The following is a 16,258-nucleotide window of genomic DNA, read 5'->3' on the forward strand; positions in this document are numbered from 1 at the left end:
CATATACATTCAGTCTTTAATAAGTTTTAACAACGCCTTAACACGAGAACTCTTTCGCAAAACATATTTTTGTTTGTAAAATTTTTTGCCCTTATTAATTACCATATGTATACAAGACTATTTATTTATCTTTTACTTTGCTCTAGCGTCATGTTTTCTTGTAAAAAAGATAAGAAGACATTAAAGGATAATACTGCATTTTTTGGAGGCGAAATTATTAACCCAAGCACCAATTATATTATCATTTTTAAATCTTCTGAGATTATTGATACAGTGTTTTTAGATAGTAATAATCGTTTTAAATATGTTTTTAATGACTTTGAGCCTGGATTATTTAGTTTTTACGATGGTAAAGAGTCTCAGTCCTTTTTAATACAGCCTCTAGATAGTATTATGGTAAGAGTTAATACTAAGGAATTTGATGAGTCTTTAGTTTTTAATGGTATTGGAGAAAAGGAAAACAATTACCTGATGGATTTGTTTTTAGAAACAGAACAACAAGAACAAGAAATTTTAAAAATAAGTCAATTAGAACCTAAAGCATTTGAAGCTAAGCTTTCTCAAATTAGACAAAATAAATTAGATAAGCTTTCCAAATTTAATGACAAGCATAAAACTACTGAGCTTTTTGATGCTTATGCTAGAGCCAATATAGATTACAATTATTATTATAGTAAAGAAGCCTATCCGTTTATTAATTATAGCCAAAATGAAGAAGCTATTTTTAACAATCTACCAAGTGACTTTTTTGACTTTAGATCTGATATTGATTATAACAACAAGCTATTAAAAGATTACAGACCTTATGTATCCTTTTTAAGGTTTCATTTTAACAACATAGCCTTACAAGAGCACTTTAAACACTCACAAGACGATACTTACAACAACCAATCTCTAGATTATAATTTAGATAAGCTATCATTAATAGAGCAAAAGGTATCTGACACCTTTATTAAAAACAGATTGTTATATTACAACATGATTAAGTTTATTAATGCTTCAAAAAGTGTAGATGATTATGATACGTTATTAAAATCGTTTCAAGCAAAAAGCACTAATAATGAACAAAAATTTAAAGCGACTAAGCTAGTCAACTCTTATAAACTTTTAAAGCCAGGTCAAGTGATTCCTGATTTAATGGTGATTAATAAAAATGAAGAAACTAAACACTTAAAGGATATTATTACTAAACCATCCATCATTTATTTTTGGGATGCTAAAGATAGATATCACTTAAAAGTTTCTCATGAGCGTGCAAACGATCTTCAAAAAAAATACCCTGAGTTTGATATTATTGCTATTTCTATAAATAAAATAAGTAGCAGAGAGCAAGCCGAAATTTTACGACGTAATAACTTTAGTTTAACCAATGAGTATCATTTTGAAAACGTTGAGGATGCAATTGAACTTCTGTCACTTAAACCCGTTAACAAAATATTTATAGTAGACAAAAATGCTATAATTGTTAACCCTAAAGCTAATATGTTTGATGTTATGATGGAAACTGAGTTATTAGGTTTAATTAATAAGTAAAATTATACATTACTAAATAAGTAATAAAAAAACGCCTGCAAATTGCAGGCGTTTTTTTTATTTCAATTAATTATGATTAATCATTTTTGTGATCATCCTTAACCTCTTCATCCCTGTATTTACAACAATCATGCACAGAACCATAAGCTTCATCTGTTGCTTTATAGTCTTTTGTATCATGACCTACAGCTAATACATTTTGCTCGATAGTTTTTAAACTTGTTTTATTTTCGTCAAAAATTAATTTTAACTCATGCGTTTCGACATTCCAAATAGCACTTTTAACACCTTTGGTTTTAAAACATGCTTTTTCGATTCTTGATTTGCACATCATGCAAACACCATCAACTTCTAAACTTTCTCTTTTGTTTTTGTCTTGTGCAAAACTTACTGTTGATGCAATCATTATTAATACTAATACTAGTTTTTTCATTTTATATTGGTTTTATTTTAATTTATATCTTAATCCTGCATAATACATGCTACCAAATATTGGTCCATATACAAAGTTGGTATCAAAACTTGTTCCAAATGGATTGTCTGCACTAACTATAGGATTATCCTGTCTTAAATTTGTAATGTTTTCTCCTCCTAAATATACTTCGAATTTTGGAGAAAACACTCTAGTTATTTGTGCGTTTAAAGTTCCGATTGACTTAGAATAATCCTCTATTTTATATTGAATAGGATTATTTAATGTTGAAGGAAACCTTTGCTCGCTTAACCAGTTATAGGTTAAATCAAACTTCCAGTTACTATTATTTTTAATAATGGTTTCATACGAAGCGTTAGCAAACAACCTATGTTTAGGTGTAAGTGGCTTAATTAACTTTCCTGATTTATACTGTGTTTTTACATCGTAATATTTATAAGCAGTCCTTAAATTAAAATGCTCAAATACGTTGTAGTTAAATTCGGCCTGAAAACTATTAGCATAGCTATCTCCTTCTAAATTATAAAAATTTACTTCTTGACTATTCTCTAAATCAACAACAACTTGATTTTGAAAATCTGTACGGTAAAAATCTAAAGTCACATCGGCTTGTCTTCCAAAAAGGTTAAACCCTTGTAAATAAGATACACCATAGTTCCATGCAATTTCTGGATCTAAACCATAAATGGTTCCGTTGGTATTTAAAATTGAAAATTCACGCGAAGAGGCAAATAAATTTTGATTTTCAGTAAATATATTAGCACTACGCTTCCCTCTACCTACAGAGGCTCTGATTGCAGACTTACTCCAAGGTGAATATCGCATATGTAGTCTTGGTGTAATAAACTCGCCTAACAAATTATGAGTATCCACACGCAGACCTGCAGTCATGGTAAAGTATTCTAAATCGTCAAACGAATATTCAAAAAACCCACCAAAAGAACGTTCAGTTCTTTCAAAATCTTGCTGAATAGCAAACTCATTGTAATCATCATAAGTGTAATTTATACCAGTTTTAATCTTGTGCCTAGAGTCGTCTATAATTGAGTTATAAATAATGTTAGAATATATACTGGTATGTTTAATATTATATTCATTTAAACCAAAATAAGATTCTTGTTTATGATTACTAAAAGCAAATTGTACACCTAAACTTTGCCAAGGTATTTCTGGATTTACATACCCTAACTTAGTAGAAATCTCATAGCGTTTTGTATCTATCTCGCTTCCCCAAGCATTAGTGGTTAGTTTATCTGTATCAGGATTAAAGTTAAGTTGACCTGACTGTTTACTATCATCCAAATACCTTAAATTAACAAATGTTACTAACCCTTTTTCTGGATTAGTATATTGCCAACGATTCATAACATTTACCTGATTATATAAAGGCATGTCTAAAAATCCGTCGTTGTTTACATCATGTTTTTCTTGATGTGCATTACCATGCAAATACAAACCAGTACTAACTTTATCACTAATTTTAGTATTAAAATGCGTATTTAATTCTAATCGTGTACTACTTGCACCATATAAATTAACAAAAAATTTATTGTCTGTTGAAGGCTTAACTAACTCTGCATTAATCTGACCAGCAATACTTTCAAATCCATTAACCACACTTCCTGCGCCTTTAGTAATTTGAATACTTTCTACCCAAGTACCCGGAATAAAACTAAGACCAAAAGCTTGAGAAGCACCTCTAATTGCAGGAATATTTTCTGTAGCAATTAATATATAAGGACTAGAAAGACCTAGCATTTTTATTTGTTTGGTACCTGTAACAGCATCACTAAAATTGACATCAATGGATGGGTTAGTTTCAAAGCTTTCCGACAGATTACAACAAGCAGCTTTTAAAAGCTCGTCACTACTTACCAATAGTGTGTTTTGAGCTTTTAAATAAGATCTTGAAGTCGCTACCTTTCTGGATTGCACAAAAACTTCATCAAGGTTGTTGGTAGGCTCTAAAACATGTTTAATTGAATTTGAAGACGTTATAGTTATTGTGTCAGATTTAAACCCAACATAACTTATAATCAAATCATTAGTACTCTCTACAAATGGCAAACTAAAATTGCCATCAATATCTGTAGCTGTACCTACACTAGTGCCAGACCAAATTAGATTAGCACCAAATAAAGGTTGTTTTGCATCACCTTGACTAGCGTCATAAATGGTACCTGTTAAGTTTTCTTGTGCGATTAGCAGTATTGGAAAAAAGCTAAATAGTATCAATAATTTTTTCATAACTAATTATAGATTTTAATTAACATCCAAACCGCCATAAGTATCATAATGGTGTTTTCTATAAAGGTCGCTTTAGTCATTGGTAGTTTAAGCGTTGTCCCTAAGCAAGCACATTGAATAGTTTTTTTATCTAGCAAAGTTTTAATTACACCAAACGTTGTGATACCTAAAATAACTATTGTGATAATTAAGGCTAACGGAATCTGAATTCTAGCAATAAATAACAAACCTAAAATCAGCTCGATAAATGGATAAACTAAACCATACTTAGGAATAGCCTTAGCTAATGGGTCGTACATTTTAAAACTTTCAGGAAACCCTTTTAAGTCTAAGAATTTAAAAAAACTAAATACAAAATAAAATAAGCCCATAAAATCTAACATAAAGTTAGACAACTCCCAAGCTTTAAGATTTAGTAAAATAGCAACAGTTGTTATATAACCGAAGATTAAAAACAACGGAAACAGTTGTCTTAGTTGACTTTTATCATGTTGATCACTAGCAACAGAATCAAATAGATTTTTAGAAGTATTTACTTCGCTTATTTGAAACTTATCTGATAATACGTCTTGTAATTGTTTAATTGAAATATGTTCAGTCATGTCTATTTCAGCCTCAGATTGCTCTAAATTAACTGAAACATCTACAACTGCTTTTAAAGATTGTAAAGACTTCTCTACCGAAGCTTTACAGCCATTACAGGTCATACCTGTAACTGTATAAATATGTGTCATTATAAATATGATTTAATAAAATTAACTTTAAATAATTTCCGCTTAAGCGAAATAATTAAAGCCTTTTATCAAATAACAAATACGTCGTGAAGTACCTGGTAATCTATAACCAAGTTGGGAGGAGAATAATTTTTATGTGGAATGATTTGTTTTGGAAGACTTTCAAACAAATGAAAATAAGTAAAAACAAAAGAGGTTATCAAAAATTGATTAGCAACATCTAAATCGTTAAAACTATTTAACTTTAGTTGGTCTTGACCTTTAATAATTTTAACAACATCCTTACAACATGATTTTTTTAAAACCACGTTTTTATCAGTATCCACAGGAGTACCGCATTTTTTTGCTTTGGTAAAAACAGCAACATCTACTAAATGATCTCCGCAATAATGGCTTTCAACAGTAAAAGACAGTGTTGACAACAACACCACTAATGCCATTAATGCAGATCCTATTTTATGTAACGCTTTTTTAATCACGTCACAAAAGTACAAAATAGACTAATACAGTAGCATGGTTTTCAAAAGGTTTAACAACTATATTAAATTAGGACAATAATTTCGGCACAATTAATGTTAAGTTATATCTTTGACAAATAAATAACCTTTTTATGAAATTTAAATTAACATTATTACTAGCATTTGTAACCTTCAGTTTTTTGCAAGCTCAAGATAATAAAGCTTTTAAAGCTGGAGAAAAGTTAACTTTTGCTGCCTCTTACAATATGTCTGGAATATTAACAGATATAGCAGAAGTTAAGATGGAAACTAGCGAAATGAAGACTAGTAGCGCAACTTTATTACATTTAAAATGTACTGCCACTACCTATAGTGATTTTGATAGTTATTTTAAAATTAGAGATCTATATGAAAGCTATGTAAACCCTAGAACTGTCACTCCGTATTTATATAACAGAGAGATTAATGAAGGTGGTTATTACAAATTTGTAAAATATAAGTACAACCATAAGGCTAATCTTGTAGAAAGCTTAATTAGAAAAAAGACTAAAAAAACTAAAACAGGTTTTTGGGATCAAAATAATAATGTAAAAATAAATGGAAATACTAGAGATATTGTCTCTACGATTTATAAAATTAGAACCTTAGATATCAATAAAGCTCCAATAGGTGCTTCAGACTCTTTTACAGTCTTATTTGATAATAAAATGACCAAACTTAGCTTTACTTTACTTGCTAAAGAAACTATTAATACTGCTATTGGTAAAAAAGAATGTTATAAACTAGCCATTAGCGTTGCAGGTAACAACTTTTTAAAAGGAAACAATGCCAATTTACTTTGGTTAACTGCTGACGACAACAAAATACCTGTGTATGCTAAATTTAAAATAGCTGTTGGAAGTGGTGAGTTAAAAATAAAATCTGCGACTGGATTAAAAAACTAACAACATGAGAAAAATAAGTATAATATTAGGATTAATTTTTGCTGTATTAGCTGTAATTCTTTCAGTCTTACCACTATATAAATTATCGTTTATTCCAGCTATCCTTGCACTTGCTTTTGGACTATTAGCATTTTTTAAATCCAAGAAAAATCAAGAACCAACACATGTCATACAAGTTGTTTTTTTAATAACTATAATAGCTCTAGCACTTGCAACCTATAAATCTATTTTTAGTGTTAAAGAAGTCGGAGATACTAAAGAGTTGAAAGAACTTGAACAACAAAGACAAGAAGAAGCTAAAGAAGAATTAGAAGATTTAATCATTATTGATTAAGTAAAAATATTAGATTAATTCCATTTGATTTAAAATGTTAAATGGATATAAATCTAGCTTATAAAAACACTAATAATAAGTATTATCCACTTACATATTAGTGTTTATTCAATTAAGTGTAAAAAATATATTTTTTACACTTAATTTATTCTGCAAAATATACAGCTAGGCTGTAATCATAAATGTTTATTCCATTAATTTTTAGAAAAACTGACATTTGCAAAATTAGCAAGTCAACTTTGTAAAACGTGACGATTTATAGTTTCCTAATTATATCTTAAAATCAAGGTAAACTTAATATTAAGTTAATTTTTCTTGTATTTTTGAAGGTATAACTACTTAAATCATTTACCATTAATGAAATCAACATTCTCAATCGCCACATTAAGTTTATTATTTGTGGCCTGTGGAAGCTCTCAGAAAGGCAGCGAAACAAGCACTAAAGTTGTAGATCCTGTTGTCTACGGACAAACAATCACACAAGAAGACCTAAAAACATCATTGTACACTTTTGCATCTGATGAATTTGAAGGTAGAGAAACTGGTGCTGAAGGACAGAAAAAAGCAATCAACTTTTTAAAAGAACATTACATTAAATATGGTGTTCCAGCTGCAAAAAGCGATGGAAACTATTTTCAAGATGTACCATTAAAGGTGCAATCTAAGCCAGATGTTGCATTAACTATTAATGAAAAGTCATTAAAAAATTTAGAAGATTTTGTTTCTATCAACCCAATGGAAACAAGTAAATTAAAAGCTACTGAAATTGTAAATTTAGGTTACGGTATTGAAGATGATAAATTTTCTAACTACGACAACATAGACATAAAAGGTAAAGTTGTCTTTTTTGTAAGCGGAGAACCTAAAAATAGTGATGGTACATATGTAATATCAGGAACTAAAGAGTCTTCAAATTGGTCTAATTTTAGACAAGAATTTGCATTAAAACGCGATTTAGCTGAAAAAAAAGGAGCAAAAGCTGTTTTATATTATAACCCAGAAGTCTTTGCTATGGCTGCACTACGTTTTGGAGCTTCTAGTGGTAGAATGACTTTAGCTGGCAATGATAAAGACATGTTTTACTTTTTAGTCAATACTGAAACGACTAAAGCTATTTTTAATGAAGATGTAAGAACTTTTGATGCTTCATTTAAAAATAAGATAGTTAAAGCTAACTTAGATTTAGACTTTACTAATAACTCTAAAGATTTATCTTCTGAGAATGTTGCTGCTATAATTAGAGGTACGGAAAAACCAGATGAGTATATTGTGGTATCTGCTCACTTAGACCACGAAGGTGTAAAAGATGGAGAAGTTTATAATGGCGCAGATGATGATGGTTCTGGTACTGTAGCTGTCTTAGAAATTGCAGAAGCTTTTGCTAAAGCTAAAAAAGATGGACATGGTCCAAAACGATCTATAGTATTTTTAAATGTAACTGGTGAAGAAAAAGGCTTATTAGGAAGTCAGCATTATACAGATAACGATCCTATTTTTCCATTAGCTAACACTGTTGCTAATTTAAATATAGATATGATAGGTCGTGTTGACCCTAAACGTAAAACAGGAGACCGTAATTACATCTACTTAATTGGTAGTGATAAATTAAGCACAGAGCTTCATGAGATCTCTGAAGAGATGAATACAAAGTATGCTAAGGTAGAATTAGATTATACTTATAATGATGATAATGATCCTAACAGATTTTACTACAGATCTGATCATTATAATTTTGCTAAAAATAATATTCCAGTTATATTTTACTTTAACGGAACGCACGATGATTACCATAGACCAAGTGATACACCAGATAAGATAGAATACGATTTATTAGAAAACAGAACTCGATTAGTATTTTATACTGCTTGGGAACTAGCCAATAGATCATCAAGAATTATAGTTGATAAAGCTGAATAACAACATAAAAAAAAGTCCTGTAATTTTACAGGACTTTTTTTTATGTATTATCTTTTGAAGTTATTAATTATAAAAGTCTAAACACATTCACTTATACTTAAAATAAAAAGCACAAAAAAAGCTTCTCTAAATTTAGAGAAGCTTTTTGCTTTTGGGTGGAAGACCGGGTTCGAACCGGCGACTTTCGGTACCACAAACCGACGCTCTAACCAGCTGAGCTACAACCACCATTTGTGCACATTTAATAATGCGTGTGCAAAGGTAATTTATTTAGTAGTTATTCCAAACCTTTTTTTTAAAATTTTTTACTTTAAATCAAATAAACTTTCCACAGCGACGTAACGCTCTACATTATAGCCTTCTGCGTAATCAACATTTATTAGTCTTCCTAAATCATTTGCTCTATATTTTACGCTATCTGTAAAGTTTTTGCTAGAAATAGGTGTTTCTGGTTCTTTACTATTAGGATCAAAAAACTGAGTTTTATAGGCTAATACACTTTTCATCTTAACATCCATGTAATCTGAGACGTCTACAACAAAATCTGGTTCTATATTTTTCCATTGTATGTAATGGTAAACTTGCTTTGGTCTCCATTGTTTTTGAGGCATACCATTAACTATAGTTTCAATTTTAATTAAACCACTTAAAAAACAAGCGTCACTAACTAATTTACTCCCTTTTCCATGATCAATGTGTCTATCATCAATTGCATTGCATAATATAATCTCTGGTTGATACTTTCGTATCATTTTTATGATTTCTAGTTGGTGCTGTTTGTCGTTAACAAAAAAACCATCTGCAAAACCTAGATTTTCTCGATAAGCTACTCCTAATATATTTTTAGCTTCTTCTGCTTCTGCCTTTCTGGTCAACTCTGTACCACGCGTTCCTAACTCTCCTTTAGTTAGGTCCACGATAGCTACAGTTTTACCGTTAGCGACCTCTTTTGCTATTGTAGCTCCTGCGCCTAACTCTACATCATCTGGATGTGCACCAAATGCTAGTATATCTACTTTCATTATAACTTAATTTTTATTCCAATCTTCTTTTTGTTGTTCATCTAAAAATGTCCAAGCAACAATTCTACTTTTTTTGTTTCCAATATTCATTCCTATTGTTAAAACAGCTGTAGCACCTAGCTTTTTAAGTGATTGGTTTATTGTTTTTACATTATCCTTGTTAGACACTAAACTTGTATACCAAAAACTTGCAGTTTTTAATAAAGAGCTTTCGTATAAATAATTATGCAAAAAAGCTTTTTCTCCACCTTTGTACCATAATTCATGTGCTTGTCCAGCAAAGTTTCTGACCATTTGGTCTGTGGGCTTTCCAAGTCCTTTTAGTTTACTTGTTGTAGCCTTTAATGCATCAGCTTCATTTTTAAAAAATGGAGGATTACACATGGTTACTGTTACCTTATCTGTTTCACTTAAAACACCTGTCAACACATGTGCATCGTCATTTTGTTTTTTAAGTTTAATTTGGTCTTGTAAGTTATTTTTGTCAATGATATTTTGAGCAGCTTTCAAGGCGTCATCATTACTATCCACACCTATATAACTCCAATCATACGCTGCATTACCTAATAAAGGATAAATACAATTTGCACCTGTACCAATGTCCATAACAGTTATATTTTCTGTTAATTTAGAACGCTCTAATAAATCTGAAATGTGGTGTATGTAATCTACACGTCCAGGAATTGGAGGACACAAAAAGTGATCAGGAAAATCCCAAAACGCTACATCATAATGAGATTTTAATAATGCTGCATTTAAAGCCTTTACTGCTTTAGGGTTAGCAAAATCAATAGTTTTTTTGTTATTGGCATTTGTAAAAATGAAGGGCTCTAAGTCTGTGTAAACTAGTGATAGCTGATCAAAATCGTAATCGTCGGTATGTTTGTTTTTTTTATGCAAAATATATTTATTGAAAATGTTATGAGTTGATTATTTTATGGTTGCTTCCACTGCTTGTTTTATATCTGCTTTTAAATCTTTAGCCTCTTCTATTCCTAAAGAAAAACGAATAAGTCCGTCTGATATACCAATTTCTAAACGTTGTTCTGGTGTTAATAACGAGTGTGATGTTTGTGTTGGAGATAACATTGTGCTTTCTATACCTGCTAAACTCATAGAAGCTTTAATTAACTGTAATTGCTTCATGAATTGATCAGAATTTATATTATCTATAAGTTCAAAAGATAACATAGCTCCAAAACCTTTCATTTGAGATTTTGCTAACTTATGTTCTGGGTGACTTTTTAAGCCTGGATAATACACTTGTTTAACAAATGTTTGTTTATCTAACCATTTTGCTAATTTGTTAGCATTTTTAGTTTGTGCTTTTACACGTAAACCCATAGTTTTCATGCTACGCTCCAACATCCAAACCGTAAAATCGCTTAAACTACCTCCATAATTTTTAGATACATTCCATATTTTATCTAAATGATCTTTACTTCCTGCTACTGCTCCTGCACAAATATCACTATGACCTCCAAAATATTTAGTTGCCGAGTGCATTACTAAATCAATACCAAAATCTATTGGGTTTTGATTTACTGGACTTGCAAACGTATTATCTATACTTGTTACAATGTTTTTTTGTTTACCTAAATTGGCAATTGCTTTAATATCTGTAATGGTAAGCAAGGGATTTGAAGGTGTTTCGATATGAATCAACTTGGTATTTGGTTGTATTGCTGCTTCAAAGTCTTCAACTTTATAACCATTTGTAAAAGTGAACTCTATATTTAATTTAGGAAATTCTTCTCTAATAAAATTAGATGTTCCACCATATAAGGTATTTTGAACCACAATATGATCTCCTGATTTTAAAAACGCTAAAAACATGTGGCTAATAGCTGCCATACCAGAGCCAAATATCATAGCTGTTTCTGTATGTTCTAAAGCTGCTATTTTTTTTGCCAAATATTCTTGATTGGGTGTATTAAAATACCTTGGGTAACGTTTAACATCTACATCCATAAATTGATAAGAAGATGATAAATAAATTGGAGATATTGCGCCTTTAAATTGCTCATCTGGCACTTCACCAACATGCGTACAAATGGTATTTAAACCTTGATTTTCTAATTTCATTTTGTTAACACTTTAAGACTACTAAATTACTGATTTTAAAATTGACTATATAATACTAGGCTTACTAATATTAAAACTTAATAAGTAGCTTTAACTAGTCCTTAACTAAAATCTATCCTTTTTTTTGTATCTTATTGATTATGATAGCACAAGATAAAGAAGCACACGAAGACATTTTAAAACAATCTATTAAACATTTAAAGTTTTTAGGGTATGAAAATATTAAAGCGGATTTAGATGGATATGAATCGCCTAAATCTTTTATTAAAAAGAAAAACAGCTTAGTTATTACACCTGACATTACAGCTTATAAGCGTACCAAAAAATATTTTTTTGAATTAGGCTTAAAAAGCGAAAAACCTAAACTATTAAAAACAAAATGGCGACTATTAGACGTAGTTACTAGAATGAAAGACCATCGTTTTAAAATTATTACAACTAAAGGACATTATAGTTTTACGAATAAAATATTAAGTGATTTAAATATTGAAAAATCTTTAATCAAATTATAAAAAAAAGAGCCAATTAATATTGGCTCTTTTTTATTTATTATTTATTTGACTATTTACAATAGCTTTAAGTTTTTCTTTTCTTGTGGCTTCTTCCTTTTTCTTTTTATTAATCTTTTTAGCCATTAACTTAGAATGTTTGGCTTTGTTTTTTGTGTTTTTTTGACCTTTAGGCTTAGGCATATCTTATTTTTTTGAAGCTTTTAAAAGTGCATTTTGCTCTTCCATTAAATCGGATAATCTTGATAACAACTCGATATCCTTAGGTGTTTTAACTGTTTTATTTTTGGTGTCGTGTGATTTATCCTTTAACCTATTCATAGCTTTAACAACTATAAATACCGTTAAACCAACAATTAAAAAGTCTAATACAACCTCAAACAATTCGCCATAATATACAGCTACTTCTTGACTAGTAACCACACCATCATTGCTTACAATCTCATTTCTTAAAATATAGCGCTTATTCTGAAAATTTAAACCATCAGTCAATAATGATAATGGTGGTAAAAAAACTTTTTTAACTAAAACATCAATTACTTTATTGAAAGATGCACCTATAATTATACCTATAGCCATATCCATCATGTTGCCTTTTACAGCAAATTCTTTAAACTCTCTTAAAAATTTCATTTGTAAACTTTATTTAATCCTTAGTTGTTTTATTGTAAGCTCTAATCATAACTAAAGCCCATGCAAAGACACAAAAAAATACGATAATAGAAAACCAAAATACAATACTATTTCCTTCCATTGTTTACAAGTTTTACATATATCATTACACCTAAAAGAGTTGGTGCCCATAAACCAATAAAAATACCATGTAGTTGCTCTCCTTTTAAAAATAAATACTCGGCAATCAATATAATTGCTAGACACAAAATAAGTAGTAAAATGTTACTTAAGCCAAAGTTTTTAATGTAGTTCATTAATGTGATTTATAATTTTTAACAAGTTAATAAAATATTAAAGTGAAAACAAAAAGAATAACTCACAACTAAAAATCAAACACTTTAGACGGCTTAAAAGTGTATTTTGTCGATAAAAAAACCAAATTAACAGTTTTAAAATGCATTTAAACGAATAAATACGCATTTAATAGTTGTTTTTTAACAGTATAACTATATTGGTCTAAGAATTTAACCTATTAACTGATTAATATCCCTTATTATGAAAAAAATCGCCCTACTAACCCTACTTTTAATCACAAGTTACACTTTTGCTAACAATAGCAATACAACGACAAACGCAAACTCAATACAAATCATTAGATTAGACTACAATGCGCCAAATGGAGCCTCAAGAGAACTTGTATTAGCCTTTACGTCAGACAATGCTGCTACGGATGGTGTTGATTATGGTTACGATGCTGCTGTATATTCTCCTTTTACTAATGATTTAAATTGGTTAATAGACTCCAATAGATATGTAATCCAAGGTGTAGGGCAATTTCAAAATACTAGTCAATATCTTTTTGGATTATACAATGAAGTATCTGGAGAAGCAAGTATTACCTTATCTAGCTTAGAAAACTTTGATACAGATATTAATGTATACATATATGACGCTTTGCTTGATACTTATACTAATATTAACGACACGCCTTTTACTGGTATTATTGACGCTGGAGATTACACAGACCGTTTTTACATTGCATTTGAAGAACCTGAAATATTAGATATAGACACCAATAATGAGGATATTATCATTGATAGTTTTAATGCTTTAGGAAATAATGAAAACCCTCCAAAACCTGACAACAACGCAACTACAAAAAGCATAAATCTTAGCTACGATGCAAATACTAACCAATTAAATTTAAAATTTGAAAATAACGCGATAGTCAAAAATATTACTGTTTATAATTATAAGGGAATAGCTTTAAAAACCATAGAAAAGGCAAACAACAACAAAATAAATATTCCGCTAAAAACAAATGACAAAAACTTAATACTACACATTACTACAGATACTGAAGTTATAGTTAAGCAAATAGCACTAAATTCTAATTAAGTATAATGCTCAATTTAAAATACAAAAAAAAAAAGACTCACTAATTATAGTGAGTCTTTTTTTTTGTAATGATATATACTGTTTATTTTTTATAATACTTAGCATACTTCCTGTATGAAAACACTCCTAAAATAGCGACACCTACAAGCGCTATTCCTATAAATTTGAAGCTTACTATTTGATCTCCACTTGCATAACTATGTAAGCCTGACAAGTAAAAATTAACTCCAAAATAGGTCATTAAAATGCTTCCAAAAGTTATAATGGACATTAAGTTGAAAAACCATCTACCACGTAATCCTGGTACTAAACGCATATGGATTACAAATGCATAAAGCATAATACTAATAAGTGCCCAAGTTTCTTTAGGGTCCCAACCCCAATATCTTCCCCAACTTTCATTAGCCCATTGTCCACCAAGAAAATTACCTATAGTTAGCATGACCAAACCAACGGTTAAAGCCATTTCATTAATAATAGTTAGTTCTTTTATATTTAAATCCATCTTAGATTTATTGTCCTTATTGGTCAACAACATTAAAACTAATGACACAATACCTAAAATCATACCTAATGTAAATGGACCATAACTAGCAACAATAACTGCTACATGTATCATTAGCCAATAACTATTTAATACAGGCTGTAGGTTAGCAATTGCTGGATCCATCCAATTCCAGTGTGCAATCATTAATATCATTGCTGTTACAAATGCTGTAGATGCCAAGGTTAAATCACTTTTTCTTCCAAAAGCCAGTCCAAAAAACATAGTTGCCCAAGCAACATATATCATAGACTCATAAGCATCACTCCAAGGTGCATGACCAGAGATGTACCATCTAGAAATTAAGCCTAAAGTATGGATAACAAATAGTCCTAATATGATAAATTTAAATATGGTAACACTTTTAGCTAACCACTTATTGCTACTTTTAAAGATTTGCCAAATAAGTAAGATAAATAGCAATGTTCCTGCATACATATACCAACTAAATAGTTTTTTAAACACATCGTATTGGTTATATAAAATTTCTGCATTTATCTTATCCTCACTTAACATTACGCTTGTTCCAACTTTTCGTTGAGAGGTTTTAAATGCTTCTAATAATTTTTCAGATTTAGTAAAGTCTCCTGTTTTTTTAGCTTCATTTAAAGTATATAAATACCAATCAAAACCAGAACCTATAAAACTACCATAGGTACTATCTTTAATTTTTTGATTGTAGCCATCATTTTTATATTCAAAAGGAGAAATCCATGTATTGTTTTCATCGTCTGGTACTGGAAATATCTTAAGAGAACGTCCTTCAATAGCATTACTTAATAAATTAATACGCTGATTGGTTTCAATAAACTCTTTTTGTACTCCTGTTTGAGATTTTACTGCAGATGCTTCTTCCAAATACGAATCTAATTTATATTGAAAATTATCGTCAAAAAAGTCTAATAATGCAGCATATTTTTGGTCTTTATCTAATCCAATAATCCCTCTAATAGAATCCGCTTTTTTAGGTGCTAAGTATATAATTGGAACATTATACCATAACATTGGACTTTCTAGGATGCTTAAAAAGACTTGATCTGATGATAAACCCTCATAACCTTCATGCTTAGTTAATTTTCTAACTAACTCTGACGCATACGTATCAATAGGCATCATACGACCATCAAGATCCTGAATAACTAATCTTCCAAATTTTTTAGCATGTGCTTCTGGAGCTACATTTACTTTTAAAATAGAATCTATTTGAGATTTACTAGGTCTTTGCTTCTCTGTAACTGTATTGGATTGGTGACCATGTCCATCGTTTTCAGTATGCTCTTGATCTTGTGCAAATCCAAATACGCTTAAACTTAAAAATGCAATGGTTAGCATTTTAGTTTTTTTCTTCTTAATTTTTTCTAAGCCATTTTGCAAATCTCTAAATCTAGTGTGATTAGCAAACAAGATAGCCATCATACCAAAGTATAGTAAAAAGTATCCTGCATAAGTAACCCAAGTACCCCAAAAATCATGATTTACAGATAG

17 protein-coding genes and 1 tRNA gene are annotated in these 16,258 nt (G+C 30.0%); 6 read left to right on the forward strand and 12 right to left on the reverse strand.

Annotated elements, in window-relative coordinates:
- The first annotated feature begins 105 nt into the window (after positions 1 to 105).
- A complete protein-coding gene (locus WNY60_RS12075) occupies positions 106 to 1,533 on the forward strand; it encodes a hypothetical protein (RefSeq protein WP_339809010.1) in 1,428 nt (475 codons plus the stop codon).
- A gap of 76 nt (positions 1,534 to 1,609) precedes the next feature.
- Here the strand turns inward: WNY60_RS12075 and WNY60_RS12080 are convergent, their stop codons facing one another.
- The 4 genes from WNY60_RS12080 to WNY60_RS12095 all read right to left on the reverse strand — a co-directional run bounded on the left by WNY60_RS12080 (position 1,610) and on the right by WNY60_RS12095 (position 5,426).
- Positions 1,610 to 1,966, reverse strand: a complete 357-nt coding sequence (locus WNY60_RS12080; RefSeq protein ID WP_145001187.1) for a cation transporter — start codon at positions 1,964 to 1,966, stop codon at positions 1,610 to 1,612.
- 12 nt (positions 1,967 to 1,978) lie between these two features.
- Positions 1,979 to 4,213: a TonB-dependent receptor gene (locus WNY60_RS12085; RefSeq protein WP_342862528.1), complete on the reverse strand. Its 2,235-nt coding sequence runs from the start codon at positions 4,211 to 4,213 to the stop codon at positions 1,979 to 1,981.
- Positions 4,214 to 4,215: 2 nt separating this feature from the next.
- Entirely contained in the window at positions 4,216 to 4,947 is a 732-nt protein-coding gene (locus tag WNY60_RS12090) for a heavy metal-associated domain-containing protein (RefSeq protein WP_342862529.1), read from the reverse strand.
- Between the two features lie 68 nt (positions 4,948 to 5,015).
- On the reverse strand, positions 5,016 to 5,426 hold the full coding sequence (locus WNY60_RS12095) for a hypothetical protein (protein WP_261375282.1): 411 nt from the start codon (positions 5,424 to 5,426) through the stop codon (positions 5,016 to 5,018).
- Between the two features lie 131 nt (positions 5,427 to 5,557).
- Between WNY60_RS12095 and WNY60_RS12100 the strand changes: the two genes are divergently transcribed.
- The 3 genes from WNY60_RS12100 (at position 5,558) to WNY60_RS12110 (ending at position 8,600) form a co-directional block, all read left to right on the forward strand.
- Positions 5,558 to 6,349 (forward strand): DUF3108 domain-containing protein, encoded by a 792-nt coding sequence (locus tag WNY60_RS12100; RefSeq protein WP_145001181.1) that lies wholly within the window; start codon positions 5,558 to 5,560, stop codon positions 6,347 to 6,349.
- Positions 6,350 to 6,353: 4 nt separating this feature from the next.
- Positions 6,354 to 6,683: an FUSC family protein gene (locus tag WNY60_RS12105; protein ID WP_099569002.1), complete on the forward strand. Its 330-nt coding sequence runs from the start codon at positions 6,354 to 6,356 to the stop codon at positions 6,681 to 6,683.
- A 357-nt stretch (positions 6,684 to 7,040) separates the two neighbouring features.
- Positions 7,041 to 8,600 (forward strand): M28 family peptidase, encoded by a 1,560-nt coding sequence (locus WNY60_RS12110; RefSeq protein ID WP_342862533.1) that lies wholly within the window; start codon positions 7,041 to 7,043, stop codon positions 8,598 to 8,600.
- 153 nt (positions 8,601 to 8,753) lie between these two features.
- Here WNY60_RS12110 and WNY60_RS12115 read toward each other — a convergent pair.
- The 4 genes from WNY60_RS12115 to WNY60_RS12130 form a co-directional block, all read right to left on the reverse strand.
- Positions 8,754 to 8,829 (reverse strand) — tRNA-His (locus tag WNY60_RS12115).
- A 76-nt stretch (positions 8,830 to 8,905) separates the two neighbouring features.
- Entirely contained in the window at positions 8,906 to 9,622 is a 717-nt protein-coding gene (bshB1, locus tag WNY60_RS12120; protein WP_145001177.1) for a bacillithiol biosynthesis deacetylase BshB1, read from the reverse strand.
- 6 nt (positions 9,623 to 9,628) lie between these two features.
- Complete coding sequence (rlmF, locus tag WNY60_RS12125) at positions 9,629 to 10,522, reverse strand: 23S rRNA (adenine(1618)-N(6))-methyltransferase RlmF (protein ID WP_342862534.1); 894 nt, start codon at positions 10,520 to 10,522, stop codon at positions 9,629 to 9,631.
- A gap of 30 nt (positions 10,523 to 10,552) precedes the next feature.
- Positions 10,553 to 11,707: a PLP-dependent aspartate aminotransferase family protein gene (locus tag WNY60_RS12130; RefSeq protein WP_145001173.1), complete on the reverse strand. Its 1,155-nt coding sequence runs from the start codon at positions 11,705 to 11,707 to the stop codon at positions 10,553 to 10,555.
- A 140-nt stretch (positions 11,708 to 11,847) separates the two neighbouring features.
- Here WNY60_RS12130 and WNY60_RS12135 point away from each other — a divergent pair, with 140 nt between their 5' ends.
- Positions 11,848 to 12,219: a hypothetical protein gene (locus WNY60_RS12135; protein ID WP_339809018.1), complete on the forward strand. Its 372-nt coding sequence runs from the start codon at positions 11,848 to 11,850 to the stop codon at positions 12,217 to 12,219.
- A 30-nt stretch (positions 12,220 to 12,249) separates the two neighbouring features.
- Here the strand turns inward: WNY60_RS12135 and WNY60_RS12140 are convergent, their stop codons facing one another.
- From WNY60_RS12140 to WNY60_RS12150, 3 genes are all read right to left on the reverse strand, one after another.
- Complete coding sequence (locus tag WNY60_RS12140) at positions 12,250 to 12,399, reverse strand: hypothetical protein (RefSeq protein ID WP_186439172.1); 150 nt, start codon at positions 12,397 to 12,399, stop codon at positions 12,250 to 12,252.
- 3 nt (positions 12,400 to 12,402) lie between these two features.
- Entirely contained in the window at positions 12,403 to 12,849 is a 447-nt protein-coding gene (mscL, locus tag WNY60_RS12145; protein ID WP_145001168.1) for a large conductance mechanosensitive channel protein MscL, read from the reverse strand.
- A 107-nt stretch (positions 12,850 to 12,956) separates the two neighbouring features.
- Positions 12,957 to 13,145 carry a hypothetical protein gene (locus WNY60_RS12150; protein WP_292949452.1) on the reverse strand — a complete coding sequence of 63 codons (189 nt, stop codon included), beginning with the start codon at positions 13,143 to 13,145 and terminating at the stop codon, positions 12,957 to 12,959.
- Positions 13,146 to 13,386: 241 nt separating this feature from the next.
- Between WNY60_RS12150 and WNY60_RS12155 the strand changes: the two genes are divergently transcribed.
- Complete coding sequence (locus tag WNY60_RS12155) at positions 13,387 to 14,229, forward strand: hypothetical protein (RefSeq protein WP_342862535.1); 843 nt, start codon at positions 13,387 to 13,389, stop codon at positions 14,227 to 14,229.
- An 82-nt stretch (positions 14,230 to 14,311) separates the two neighbouring features.
- Here the strand turns inward: WNY60_RS12155 and ccsA are convergent.
- A partial coding sequence (ccsA, locus tag WNY60_RS12160; RefSeq protein ID WP_342862536.1) for a cytochrome c biogenesis protein CcsA occupies positions 14,312 to 16,258 on the reverse strand: 1,947 nt, incomplete at its 5' end.

The organism is Olleya sp. AS48 (assembly GCF_038900355.1).
Taxonomy (GTDB): Bacteria; Bacteroidota; Bacteroidia; order Flavobacteriales; family Flavobacteriaceae; genus Olleya.